This is a genomic window from Aquabacterium sp. UBA2148 (genome assembly GCF_002328915.1).
Classification (GTDB): domain Bacteria; phylum Pseudomonadota; class Gammaproteobacteria; order Burkholderiales; family Burkholderiaceae_C; genus Aquabacterium; species Aquabacterium parvum.
The window spans coordinates 3462-14237 of sequence record NZ_DCXA01000252.1; the positions used below are offsets into that span (position 1 = coordinate 3462).

General features: G+C 61.8%; 18 protein-coding genes. All 18 read left to right on the forward strand.

What is annotated here, in order from left to right:
* Positions 1–1091 (forward strand): metalloprotease TldD (gene tldD / locus B2W70_RS14000; protein ID WP_286746593.1); only part of this gene is annotated, 1091 nt, incomplete at its 5' end.
* A gap of 317 nt (positions 1092–1408) precedes the next feature.
* Positions 1409–1777, forward strand: a complete 369-nt coding sequence (gene rplN / locus B2W70_RS14005; protein WP_058086622.1) for a 50S ribosomal protein L14 — start codon at positions 1409–1411, stop codon at positions 1775–1777.
* 38 nt (positions 1778–1815) lie between these two features.
* Positions 1816–2133, forward strand: a complete 318-nt coding sequence (gene rplX / locus B2W70_RS14010) for a 50S ribosomal protein L24 (protein ID WP_058086623.1) — start codon at positions 1816–1818, stop codon at positions 2131–2133.
* Positions 2134–2141: 8 nt separating this feature from the next.
* Entirely contained in the window at positions 2142–2693 is a 552-nt protein-coding gene (gene rplE / locus B2W70_RS14015) for a 50S ribosomal protein L5 (protein ID WP_058086624.1), read from the forward strand.
* 8 nt (positions 2694–2701) lie between these two features.
* Complete coding sequence (rpsN, locus tag B2W70_RS14020; RefSeq protein ID WP_058086625.1) at positions 2702–3007, forward strand: 30S ribosomal protein S14; 306 nt, start codon at positions 2702–2704, stop codon at positions 3005–3007.
* Between the two features lie 29 nt (positions 3008–3036).
* Positions 3037–3432 carry a 30S ribosomal protein S8 gene (gene rpsH, locus B2W70_RS14025; RefSeq protein WP_058086626.1) on the forward strand — a complete coding sequence of 132 codons (396 nt, stop codon included), beginning with the start codon at positions 3037–3039 and terminating at the stop codon, positions 3430–3432.
* Between the two features lie 16 nt (positions 3433–3448).
* On the forward strand, positions 3449–3982 hold the full coding sequence (rplF, locus tag B2W70_RS14030; protein ID WP_286746596.1) for a 50S ribosomal protein L6: 534 nt from the start codon (positions 3449–3451) through the stop codon (positions 3980–3982).
* A 14-nt stretch (positions 3983–3996) separates the two neighbouring features.
* Positions 3997–4356 carry a 50S ribosomal protein L18 gene (gene rplR / locus B2W70_RS14035; RefSeq protein ID WP_058086628.1) on the forward strand — a complete coding sequence of 120 codons (360 nt, stop codon included), beginning with the start codon at positions 3997–3999 and terminating at the stop codon, positions 4354–4356.
* Between the two features lie 29 nt (positions 4357–4385).
* Positions 4386–4904 carry a 30S ribosomal protein S5 gene (gene rpsE / locus B2W70_RS14040; RefSeq protein WP_058086629.1) on the forward strand — a complete coding sequence of 173 codons (519 nt, stop codon included), beginning with the start codon at positions 4386–4388 and terminating at the stop codon, positions 4902–4904.
* Between the two features lie 16 nt (positions 4905–4920).
* Positions 4921–5103: a 50S ribosomal protein L30 gene (gene rpmD, locus B2W70_RS14045; RefSeq protein ID WP_058086630.1), complete on the forward strand. Its 183-nt coding sequence runs from the start codon at positions 4921–4923 to the stop codon at positions 5101–5103.
* Between the two features lie 25 nt (positions 5104–5128).
* Positions 5129–5563, forward strand: coding sequence for a 50S ribosomal protein L15 (rplO, locus tag B2W70_RS14050; protein WP_058086631.1), 435 nt, complete (start codon positions 5129–5131; stop codon positions 5561–5563).
* Positions 5564–5612: 49 nt separating this feature from the next.
* On the forward strand, positions 5613–6923 hold the full coding sequence (gene secY, locus B2W70_RS14055) for a preprotein translocase subunit SecY (protein WP_286746599.1): 1311 nt from the start codon (positions 5613–5615) through the stop codon (positions 6921–6923).
* Positions 6924–7094: 171 nt separating this feature from the next.
* On the forward strand, positions 7095–7208 hold the full coding sequence (gene rpmJ, locus B2W70_RS14060; protein ID WP_058086633.1) for a 50S ribosomal protein L36: 114 nt from the start codon (positions 7095–7097) through the stop codon (positions 7206–7208).
* Positions 7209–7252: 44 nt separating this feature from the next.
* Entirely contained in the window at positions 7253–7615 is a 363-nt protein-coding gene (gene rpsM / locus B2W70_RS14065; RefSeq protein ID WP_058086634.1) for a 30S ribosomal protein S13, read from the forward strand.
* A 36-nt stretch (positions 7616–7651) separates the two neighbouring features.
* A complete protein-coding gene (gene rpsK, locus B2W70_RS14070) occupies positions 7652–8056 on the forward strand; it encodes a 30S ribosomal protein S11 (RefSeq protein ID WP_035036296.1) in 405 nt (134 codons plus the stop codon).
* A gap of 268 nt (positions 8057–8324) precedes the next feature.
* A complete protein-coding gene (rpsD, locus tag B2W70_RS14075; RefSeq protein WP_058086635.1) occupies positions 8325–8948 on the forward strand; it encodes a 30S ribosomal protein S4 in 624 nt (207 codons plus the stop codon).
* A 166-nt stretch (positions 8949–9114) separates the two neighbouring features.
* Positions 9115–10101 carry a DNA-directed RNA polymerase subunit alpha gene (locus B2W70_RS14080; protein ID WP_058086636.1) on the forward strand — a complete coding sequence of 329 codons (987 nt, stop codon included), beginning with the start codon at positions 9115–9117 and terminating at the stop codon, positions 10099–10101.
* Positions 10102–10198: 97 nt separating this feature from the next.
* Positions 10199–10588, forward strand: coding sequence for a 50S ribosomal protein L17 (gene rplQ / locus B2W70_RS14085; RefSeq protein WP_286746612.1), 390 nt, complete (start codon positions 10199–10201; stop codon positions 10586–10588).
* Positions 10589–10776: the final 188 nt, after the last annotated feature.

The window sequence follows — 10776 nt, forward strand, 5'->3', positions numbered from 1 at the left end:
CGCCCAGCCGCAGCCTCTACGGTGGCTTCGACCCCATTGCTTCGATGGACAGCGCCGCCAAGGTGGCCTTGCTCGAAGACGTCGAGCGCCGAGCCCGCGCCAAGGACCCGCGCGTCGTGCAGGTCATGGCCGGCCTGGGCTGTGAGTACGACGTGGTGCTCGTGGCCCGCGCCAACGGCGTGCTGGCTGCCGACGTGCGCCCGCTCATCCGCCTGTCGGTCACCGTCATCGCCGAACACAACGGCCGCCGCGAAGTCGGCTCCTCAGGCGGCGGTGGTCGCCACGACCTGGCCTACTTCACGCAGGAAGTGACCCAGGGCTACGTCGACCAGGCTGTGCACGCCGCGCTGGTCAACCTGGAATCGCGCCCCGCGCCCGCCGGCGAGATGACCGTGGTGCTCGGCTCCGGCTGGCCCGGCATCCTGCTGCACGAAGCGGTGGGCCACGGCCTCGAAGGCGACTTCAACCGCAAGGGCTCGAGCGTGTTTTCCGGCCGCATCGGCCAGCGCGTGGCCGCCAAGGGCGTCACCGTGCTCGACGACGGCACGCTGCCCGACCGCCGCGGCTCGCTCAACATCGACGACGAAGGCCACGTCAGCCAGCGCAACGTGCTGATCGAAGACGGCATCCTGCGTGGCTACATGCAGGACGCCACCAACGCCCGCCTGATGAAGACCGCGCCCACCGGCAACGGACGCCGCGAAAGCTACGCCCACCTGCCCATGCCGCGCATGACCAACACCTACATGCTGGCCGGCGACAAGCACCCCGACGAAATCGTCGAGTCCATCAAGCGCGGCGTGTATGCCGCCAACTTCGGTGGTGGCCAGGTCGACATCACCTCGGGCAAGTTCGTCTTCTCGGCTTCGGAAGCCTACTGGGTCGAAAACGGCAAGATCCTCTACCCGATCAAGGGTGCGACCCTGATCGGCAACGGCCCCGACGCCATGACCCGCGTCAGCATGGTCGGCAACGACCTCAAGCTCGACAGCGGCGTGGGCACCTGCGGCAAGGATGGCCAGAGCGTGCCGGTTGGCGTGGGCCAGCCCACCCTGCGCATCGAGGGCCTGACGGTGGGCGGCACGGCCTGAGTGCGCCGAACGGGCGTCACATGCCCATATGGTTTGTTGAACGGCCGCTCGTGCGGCCGTCGTCTTTTTGACCCTGCGATGCGTGGATTTGCTCCGGCGCTCTCCTTTGCTCAAAAGGGCGCTTGACGCACCTGCCAAAACTCGTGCATAATGCAAGGCTTCGCTGTTAGAGCGCTTCTGATTTCGGCTCGCCACCCTTTGGCGGGATTCTTCGAAGTCAGGGCTTCTTTCAGATCCGCCCGTTCTACGGGCCCAAGACTGATGGTTCGTTGTTGCGCAGTGGTTTGTGCAGCCGAACGGTCAAGTTGGGATACACCATGATCCAAATGCAATCGCGACTTGACGTCGCAGACAACACGGGTGCCAAGAGCGTCATGTGCATCAAGGTGCTCGGTGGCTCTAAGCGTCGTTACGCCGGCATCGGCGACATCATCAAGGTCAGCATCAAAGAAGCTGCACCGCGTGGCCGCGTCAAGAAGGGCGAGGTTTACAGCGCTGTGGTCGTTCGCACCGCCAAGGGCGTGCGTCGCCAAGATGGCTCGCTGATCAAGTTCGATGGCAACGCCGCCGTGCTGCTGAATGCCAAGCTCGAGCCCATCGGCACCCGCATCTTCGGCCCCGTGACGCGCGAACTGCGTTCCGAGCGCTTCATGAAGATCGTGTCGCTGGCCCCCGAGGTCCTTTGATCCTTGCGGTCATCGACAGTTCAGTAAAGGACAGCTCCATGAACAAGCTCAAAACCGGCGACCAGGTCATCGTCCTGACCGGCCGTGACAAAGGCAAGCGCGGCACCGTGTCCGCTCGCGTCGACGCCGACCACCTGTTGGTCGATGGCGTGAACGTGTCCAAAAAGCACGTCAAGCCGAACCCCCTGAAGGGCACCACCGGTGGCATCGTCGACAAGACCATGCCCATCCACCAGTCCAACGTGGCGATCTTCAACCCTGCCTCTGGCAAGGCTGACCGCGTCGGTATCAAGCTCCTGGCTGACGGCAAGAAAGTGCGCGTCTTCAAGTCCAGCGGCGAAGAAATCAAGGCTTGAGGTCACAAATGGCTCAACAACAAGCTCGCCTGCAGCAGATCTACCGCGAAAAGATCGTCCCCGAACTGATGAAGCAGTTCGGCTACAAGTCGATCATGGAAGTGCCGCGCCTGACCAAGATCACCCTGAACATGGGTGTCTCGGAAGCCGTCTCCGACAAGAAGGTCATGGAACACGCCGTTGGCGACCTGACCAAGATCGCCGGCCAAAAGCCCGTGGTCACCATGTCGAAGAAGGCCATTGCCGGCTTCAAGATCCGCGAAAACATGCCCATCGGCTGCATGGTCACCCTGCGTGGCGTCACCATGTTCGAATTCCTGGACCGCTTCGTCACCGTGTCGCTGCCCCGCGTCCGTGACTTCCGCGGCATCTCGGGTCGTTCGTTCGACGGTCGCGGCAACTACAACGTGGGCGTCAAGGAACAGATCATCTTCCCGGAAATCGAATACGAGAAGATCGATGCTGTCCGTGGTCTGAACATCAGCATCACGACGACCGCCAAGACCGACGAAGAAGCCAAGGCACTGCTGACGGCTTTCAAGTTCCCGTTCAAGAACTGAGGCCCGCCATGGCAAAAGTCTCTCTGAAGCAACGCGAAGAAAAGCGCGAAAAGCTGGTTGCCAAGTACGCCAAGAAGTACGCCGAACTCAAGGCCATCATCGATGACGCCAAGAAGTCGGAAGAAGAGCGCTATGCCGCTCGCCTTGAGCTGCAAAAGCTGCCCCGCAACGCCAACCCGACCCGTCTGCGCGCACGCTGCAACCTGACTGGTCGCCCACGTGGCACCTTCCGTCAGTTCGGCCTCGGCCGTTCCAAGATCCGTGAATTGGCTTTCGCCGGCGACATCCCCGGTGTCACCAAGGCAAGCTGGTAATCCGGCCGGGCACGAACAGGAGTTATCCCATGAGCATGAGTGATCCCATCGCCGACATGCTGACGCGCATCCGCAACGCCCAAATGGTCAACAAGACCAACGTTGCTCTGCCGTCTTCCAAGCTGAAAGTCGCGATCGCCCAAGTCCTGAAGGACGAAGGTTACATCGACGGTTTCGCCGTCACCGGTGAAGCCGCCAAGCCCACCCTGGAAATTTCGCTGAAGTACTACGCTGGCCGTCCGGTCATCGAGCGCATTGAGCGTGTTTCCCGTCCCGGTCTGCGCATCTACAAGGGCCGTCACAGCATCCCTCAGGTCATGAATGGCCTGGGCGTTGCGATCGTGACCACCCCCCAAGGCGTCATGACCGACCGCAAGGCTCGCGCTGCCGGCATCGGTGGCGAAGTCATCGCGTACGTCGCCTGATAGAGGAGCAATCGCAATGTCCCGCGTTGGAAAAATGCCGATCGCCGTCCCTCAAGGTGTGGACGTCAAGATCTCGGCCGAAGCCATCACCGTCAAGGGTGGCAACGGCACGCTGAGCCTGCCGGCCAACGGCCTGGTCACCGTCACGCAAGACGGCACCACGCTGAAGGTCGCCCCGGCCAACGAAACCGCCGCCGCCAATGCCATGTCCGGCACCTTCCGCGCCCTGCTGGCCAACACCATCAACGGTGTGTCCAAGGGCTTCGAGAAGAAGCTGACCCTGGTTGGCGTGGGTTTCAAGGCCCAGGCTGCTGGTCAGAAGCTGAACCTGTCGATTGGTTTCTCTCACCCCGTGGTGAAGGACATGCCCGCCGGCATCAAGGTCGAGACCCCGTCTCAGACCGAAATCGTGATCAAGGGCGCCGACCGTCAGGTCGTTGGCCAGATCGCTGCTGAAGTGCGTGCGTTCCGTCCGCCTGAGCCTTACAAGGGCAAGGGCATCCGCTATGCGGACGAGCGCGTGGTCCTCAAAGAGACCAAGAAGAAGTAAGGAGCTGATTCATCATGGCAATGAGCAAGAAGGAACAGCGCCTGCGTCGTGCGCGCCAGACCCGCGCCCGGATCGCCCTGCAAGGCGCCGTGCGTTTGACGGTCACCCGCAGCAACCTGCACATCTACGCCAGCGTGATTTCTGGCGACGGCAGCAAGGTCATCGCCACCGCGTCGACCGCCGAAAAGGAAGTGCGCGAGCAAATCAAGAACGGTGCCAACACCGAAGCTGCTTCGCTGATCGGCAAGCGCATCGCCGAAAAGGCGAAGGCTGCTGGCGTCGAGAAGGTCGCCTTCGATCGCGCTGGCTACCAATACCACGGTCGCATCAAGGCCCTGGCTGAAGCCGCGCGTGAAGCCGGCCTGCAGTTCTAAGCCTCGTCGGCAACCGGAAGGAATCTCAAATGGCTAAGTTTCAACCCAAGGTGGCAGACGAAGGTCGCGACGACGGTCTGCGCGAGAAGATGATCCAGGTGAACCGCGTGACCAAAGTGGTCAAGGGCGGTCGGATCATGGGTTTCGCAGCCCTGACCGTGGTCGGTGATGGCGATGGCCGCATCGGCATGGGCAAAGGCAAGGCTCGTGAAGTGCCCCTGGCCGTTCAAAAGGCCATGGACCAGGCACGTCGCAACATGCTGAAGGTCTCGCTGAAGAACGGCACCGTTCACCACAACGTGACCGGCGAACACGGCGCAGCCAAGGTGCTGCTGGCTCCGGCACCCGCCGGTACCGGCATCATCGCTGGTGGCCCGATGCGCGCTGTCTTCGAAGTGATGGGCATCACCGACATCGTCGCCAAGAGCCTGGGTTCTTCGAACCCGTACAACATGGTTCGCGCCACGTTCGACGCCCTGGCCAAGGCCACGACGCCGGCCGAAGTCGCTGCCAAGCGCGGTCTGAACGTTGAACAGCTGTTCAACTGATCGCTGGAGAGCAGACATGAGCGAAAAGAAAACCGTCACCGTCAAGCTGATCCGCAGCGTGATTGGCTGCAAGGCCGACCACCGCGCCACCGTGAAGGGCCTGGGCCTGCGTCGCATGAACAGCACCGCTGTTCTGGAAGACACGCCCGCCGTGCGCGGCATGATCACCAAGGTCCGTTACCTGGTCCAGGTGCTGTAAGGCACTCGGCAGTCAGAGGAACATCATGGAACTCAACAGCATCAAGCCCGCATCGGGTGCCAAGCATGCCAAGCGCCGTGTCGGTCGCGGCATCGGCTCCGGCCTGGGCAAGACCGCCGGTCGCGGTCACAAGGGTCAGAAGTCGCGTTCGGGCGGCTACCACAAGGTCGGTTTCGAAGGCGGTCAAATGCCTTTGCAACGCCGCCTGCCCAAGCGTGGCTTCAAGTCGCAAAGCCTGAAGTACAACGCCGAAATCACCCTGGGCGAGCTGCAAGCTCTGGGCGCCGCTGAAGTCGACGTCCTGACCCTGAAGCAAGCCGGCCTCGTGCCCCAGCTGGCCAAGGTCGTCAAGGTGATCAAGTCGGGTGAACTGTCTGCCAAGGTCGTCCTCAAGGGCATCGGCGTCACCGCCGGCGCCAAGGCCGCGATCGAAGCAGCTGGTGGCTCCATCGCTGAGTAATTCAGCGAACAACGCGAACACGAAACGTCAAGCCTGAACAGGACTCAGCGTGGCAACTTCTCCCTCTCAACTGGCACAAAGCGGCAAGTACGGCGACCTCCAGCGTCGCCTGGTCTTCCTGCTGCTCGCGCTGGTCGTCTACCGCGTCGGGGCACACATCCCCGTGCCCGGTATCGACCCAGCGCAGCTGCAACAGTTGTTCAAGGGCCAGCAAGGCGGCATCCTGAGTCTGTTCAACATGTTCTCGGGCGGTGCGCTCTCGCGCTTCACCGTGTTCGCGCTGGGCATCATGCCCTACATCTCTGCGTCCATCATCATGCAGATGATGGGCTACGTGATCCCGCAACTGGAGCAGCTCAAGAAAGAGGGCGAGGCCGGTCGTCGCAAGATCACGCAGTACACCCGCTACGGCACGCTGGGTCTGGCCCTGTTCCAGTCCTTCGGCATCGCTGTGGCACTGGAAGGCACTGCCGGCCTGGTCATCAGCCCCGGCTTTGGCTTCCGCATGACCACGGTCATCAGTTTGACCGCTGGCACGATGTTCCTGATGTGGCTGGGTGAGCAGATCACCGAGCGCGGTCTGGGCAACGGCATTTCGATCCTGATTTTCGGCGGTATCGCTGCGGGCCTGCCTGGTGCACTGGCTGGTTTGTTCGAGCTGATCCGCACTGGCGCCATGAGCATCCCGGCGGCCATTTTCATCGTCGCCCTGGTGGGCCTGGTGACCTACGCCGTGGTGTTCGTCGAGCGTGGCCAACGCAAGATCCTGGTGAACTACGCCAAGCGCCAGGTCGGCAACCGCGTGTACGGTGGTCAGTCTTCGCACCTGCCGCTCAAGATCAACATGGCTGGCGTGATCCCCCCGATCTTCGCGTCGTCGATCATCCTGCTGCCGACCACCGCCGTGGGCTGGTTCGCCACGGGTGACAGCATGCGCTGGCTGAAAGACATCGCCGCCATGCTCTCGCCAGGTCAGCCGATCTACGTGATCCTGTACTCGGTGGCCATCGTTTTCTTCTGCTTCTTCTACACGGCCCTGGTGTTCAACAGCCGCGAGACCGCAGACAACCTGAAAAAGAGTGGTGCTTTCATCCCCGGGATCCGTCCTGGCGACCAAACCGCTCGATACATTGATAAAATTCTGGCCCGCCTCACGCTTGTTGGCGCCGTCTACATCACCGCGGTGTGCCTGCTGCCCGAGTTCCTCGTGCTCAAGTACAACGTTCCCTTCTACTTCGGTGGGACTTCCCTGCTCATCATCGTGGTCGTCACGATGGACTTCTGGGCCCAGGTTCAGTCCTACGTCATGTCTCAGCAGTATGACTCTCTGCTGAAAAAGGCAAATTTCAAGGCAAGCTGAACGCAGTGGCCTACCACTGCCAACACCCAGCGCGGCAACGCCTGAAGTGTGAAGCTTGAACCAGGTTTGAGTCGGTGCTCGCATCGTGTTCCGGGCGAAGTGAGCTGGAGTTTTTGACCCCGGAAACGTGGGCGAATTTCCGCTGGGCAACTGGCGGTTCAGGAGAAGACCATGAAAGTCTCGGCATCCGTCAAGGTCATGTGCCGCAATTGCAAAATCATCCGCCGCAAGGGCGTGGTCCGCGTGATCTGCACGGACCCCCGCCACAAGCAGCGTCAAGGCTGATCGCCGCCTGACAGGGCGACGACACACGCGTTCAGAGGACAGTTATGGCACGTATTGCTGGCATCAACATTCCGCCGCACAAGCACACCGAAATCGGTCTGACTTCGATCTACGGCATTGGTCGCACCACCGCGCAGAAAATCTGCTCGGCTGCAGGCATTCCCTTCAACAAGAAGATCAAGGAATTGACCGACGGCGACCTGGAAAAGATTCGGGAAGAAGTGGGCAAGCTCACCATTGAAGGTGACCTGCGCCGCGAGCTCTCGATGAACATCAAGCGCTTGATGGACCTGGGCTGCTATCGCGGCTTCCGTCACCGCCGTGGCCTGCCGATGCGTGGTCAACGCACCCGCACGAATGCCCGCACCCGCAAGGGTCCGCGCAAGGCCATCGCTGGCAAGAAGTGATCCGCGCTGGTTGACTGAGTTCGAAAGAGAAACATCATGGCAAAAGCACCCGCGAACAGCGCTGCCCGTCGTGTGAGCAAGAAGGTCCGCAAGAACATTGCGGACGGCATCGCCCACGTGCACGCTTCGTTCAACAACACCATCATCACCATCACCGACCGCCAAGGCAATGCTTTGTCGTGGGCTTCGTCGGGTGGTCAGGGCTTCAAGGGCTCGCGCAAGTCGACCCCCTTCGCTGCCCAGGTGGCTGCTGAAGTGGCCGGCCGCGCTGCTCAAGAGCAGGGCATCAAGAACCTCGACGTCGAGATCAAGGGCCCTGGTCCTGGTCGCGAGTCGTCGGTTCGCGCACTGGCTTCGCTGGGCATCCGGATCAACTCCATCTCGGACGTGACCCCGGTTCCTCACAACGGTTGCCGTCCTCAGAAGCGTCGCCGCATCTGATGCCAGCCTGATCGGTGCCTTGCAAGAGGCGCCGAACACGCACCTCGCACGGGTTCTCTCGGCGAGGTGTTGCCGTTCCATGATCCCGACTTGATTGTCGGGTTATTTCTGGATCGGTTTGCCTGCTTGCTACAATCGCAGGTTCCCCGACGCTGGGCGGCTTGTTGCCGTCTGGTTCAATGAAGCCCACCGTCTGTGCGCCCCAGGCCCGCAGACTCGCGCCGGCGCCCTCCAAGGGCTGGCGTCAGATCAAACAAGGACACCCAAAGTGGCACGTTACCTCGGACCCAAGGCCAAACTGGCCCGCCGCGAAGGCACCGACCTTTTCCTCAAGAGCGCCCGCCGCCCCATCAGCGACAAAGCCAAGTTCGACACCAAGCCTGGCCAGCACGGCCGTACCTCCGGTTCGCGCACCTCCGACTTCGGCCTGCAACTGCGTGAAAAGCAGAAGGTCAAGCGCATGTACGGCGTGCTGGAAAAGCAATTCCGCCGCTACTTCGCCGAAGCCGAGCGCCGCAAGGGCAACACCGGTGCCAACCTGCTGGGTCTGCTCGAGTCGCGTCTGGACAACGTCGTCTACCGCATGGGATACGCCTCCACCCGCGCTGAAGCGCGCCAGCTGGTCGGCCACAAGGGCATCGTCGTCAACGGCGAAGTCGTGAACATCCCGTCCTACCTGGTCAAGACCGGTGACGTGGTTGCCGTGCGCGAGAAGGCCAAGAAGCAACTGCGCGTGCAAGAAGCCTACAAGCTGGCCGAGTCCATCGGTCTGCCAGGCTGGGTGCAAGTGGACGGCGCCAAGCTGGAAGGCGTGTTCAAGAAGACCCCGGATCGCGACGAATTCGGCTCCGACATCAACGAATCGCTGATCGTCGAACTGTATTCGCGTTGATGCGAACGTTGGCCGCGTTGTGCGCCTTGCTGGTGCGCGATGCGGCCCCTCGCCGTTGGGCTTTCGGGCTCGGCGGCGTGTGTTTTTCAGGGCCGGAGCATGGTGCTCCGGTTGGTCCAGCAGCCTTATCGGTGTAACGAGCCGAGGGTATTGACAGGAAGACCTCATGCAAACGAATTTGCTGAAACCCAAAGCCATCCAGGTGGAACCGCTCGGCGGTCACCGCGCCAAGGTCACGCTCGAGCCGTTCGAGCGTGGTTATGGCCACACCCTCGGCAACGCGCTGCGTCGCGTGCTGCTGTCGTCGATGGTCGGTTTCGCACCCACGGAAGTCACCATCGCTGGTGTGCTGCACGAGTACTCGTCGATCGACGGCGTGCAAGAAGACGTGGTCAACATCATGCTGAACCTCAAGGGCGTGGTGTTCCGTCTGCACAACCGCGACGAAGTGACCCTGGTCCTGCGCAAGGACGGCGAAGGTCCTGTCACCGCCGCCGACATCCAGACCCCGCACGACATCGAGATCGTCAACCCTGGTCACGTCATCGGCCACCTGTCGCAAGGCGGCAAGCTGGACATGCAGATCAAGGTTGAAAAGGGCCGTGGCTACGTGCCTGGCAACGTGCGTCGTTATGGCGAAGAGTCGAGCAAGGCCATCGGCCGCATCGTGCTGGACGCTTCGTTCTCGCCGGTCAAGCGCGTGAGCTACACGGTTGAAAGCGCCCGCGTCGAGCAGCGCACCGACCTGGACAAGCTGGTCATGGAAATCGAAACCAACGGCGCCATCTCGCCCGAGGAAGCGATCCGTGCTTCGGCCAAGATCCTGGTTGAGCAGCTGGCTGTGTTCGCGCAGCTGGAAGGCAGCGAAATCGCCGCTTTCGACGCGCCCGCCAAGTCGGCTCAGCACTTCGATCCGATCCTGCTGCGTCCGGTCGACGAGCTCGAACTCACCGTGCGTTCGGCCAACTGCCTCAAGGCAGAGAACATCTACTACATCGGCGACCTCATCCAGCGCACCGAAACCGAGCTGCTCAAGACCCCGAACCTGGGTCGCAAGTCGCTCAACGAAATCAAGGAAGTGCTGGCTTCCCGTGGTCTGGCCCTGGGCTCGCGCCTGGAAGCCTGGCCGCCCCAAGGTCTCGACAAGCGTTGATTTTTTGAAAGTGGATGCACCCAGGTCACTGGGGCATCCGGTGCACCCGGCGGTACCTTGAACCGGCCGCCGGTTTTGATAATGAAAGGAAAGCACCATGCGTCACGGTAACGGCCTCCGTAAACTCAACCGCACTTCGGCTCACCGCGCCGCCATGTTCCGCAACATGGCCAACTCGCTGATCGAGCACGAAGCCATCAAGACCACCGTGCCCAAGGCCAAGGAACTGCGTCGCATCGTCGAGCCGCTGATCACCCTGGCCAAGGTCCCGACCGTTGCCAACCGCCGCCTGGCTTTCGACCGCTTGCGCAACCGCGACAACGTGGTCAAGCTTTTCGACGTGCTGGGCCCCCTGTTCGCCAAGCGTCCTGGTGGCTACACCCGCATCCTGAAGATGGGCTATCGCGTGGGCGACAACGCTCCCATGGCCTTCATGGAACTGGTCGAGCGCAGCCACACCGACGAAGCCGTCGAAGCTGGCGAGTGATCTCGGCTTGACGCCCTTGCAGGTTGACTGGGTCGACCGGCGGTAGGGCTCAGAGCTCAAAAGCCCGTTGCGCAAGCAGCGGGCTTTTTTCTTGTGTTTCTTGGCTGATTTGGCGCCCATGTATGGTCATGGCGTCAAAAACGTGCCATAATTTAAGTCTCAGTCGCGGGGTGGAGCAGTCTGGTAGC

Excerpts from the sequence above, each read along its gene's own strand:
- rplN (WP_058086622.1), top strand. The coding sequence starts at position 1,409 with ATGATCCAAATGCAATCGCGACTTGACGTCGCAGACAACACGGGTGCC.
- rplX (WP_058086623.1), top strand. The coding sequence starts at position 1,816 with ATGAACAAGCTCAAAACCGGCGACCAGGTCATCGTCCTGACCGGCCGT.
- rplE (WP_058086624.1), top strand. The coding sequence starts at position 2,142 with ATGGCTCAACAACAAGCTCGCCTGCAGCAGATCTACCGCGAAAAGATC.
- rpsN (WP_058086625.1), top strand. The coding sequence starts at position 2,702 with ATGGCAAAAGTCTCTCTGAAGCAACGCGAAGAAAAGCGCGAAAAGCTG.
- rpsH (WP_058086626.1), top strand. The coding sequence starts at position 3,037 with ATGAGCATGAGTGATCCCATCGCCGACATGCTGACGCGCATCCGCAAC.
- rplF (WP_286746596.1), top strand. The coding sequence starts at position 3,449 with ATGTCCCGCGTTGGAAAAATGCCGATCGCCGTCCCTCAAGGTGTGGAC.
- rplR (WP_058086628.1), top strand. The coding sequence starts at position 3,997 with ATGGCAATGAGCAAGAAGGAACAGCGCCTGCGTCGTGCGCGCCAGACC.
- rpsE (WP_058086629.1), top strand. The coding sequence starts at position 4,386 with ATGGCTAAGTTTCAACCCAAGGTGGCAGACGAAGGTCGCGACGACGGT.
- rpmD (WP_058086630.1), top strand. The coding sequence starts at position 4,921 with ATGAGCGAAAAGAAAACCGTCACCGTCAAGCTGATCCGCAGCGTGATT.
- rplO (WP_058086631.1), top strand. The coding sequence starts at position 5,129 with ATGGAACTCAACAGCATCAAGCCCGCATCGGGTGCCAAGCATGCCAAG.
- rpmJ (WP_058086633.1), top strand. The coding sequence starts at position 7,095 with ATGAAAGTCTCGGCATCCGTCAAGGTCATGTGCCGCAATTGCAAAATC.
- rpsM (WP_058086634.1), top strand. The coding sequence starts at position 7,253 with ATGGCACGTATTGCTGGCATCAACATTCCGCCGCACAAGCACACCGAA.
- rpsK (WP_035036296.1), top strand. The coding sequence starts at position 7,652 with ATGGCAAAAGCACCCGCGAACAGCGCTGCCCGTCGTGTGAGCAAGAAG.
- B2W70_RS14080 (WP_058086636.1), top strand. The coding sequence starts at position 9,115 with ATGCAAACGAATTTGCTGAAACCCAAAGCCATCCAGGTGGAACCGCTC.
- rplQ (WP_286746612.1), top strand. The coding sequence starts at position 10,199 with ATGCGTCACGGTAACGGCCTCCGTAAACTCAACCGCACTTCGGCTCAC.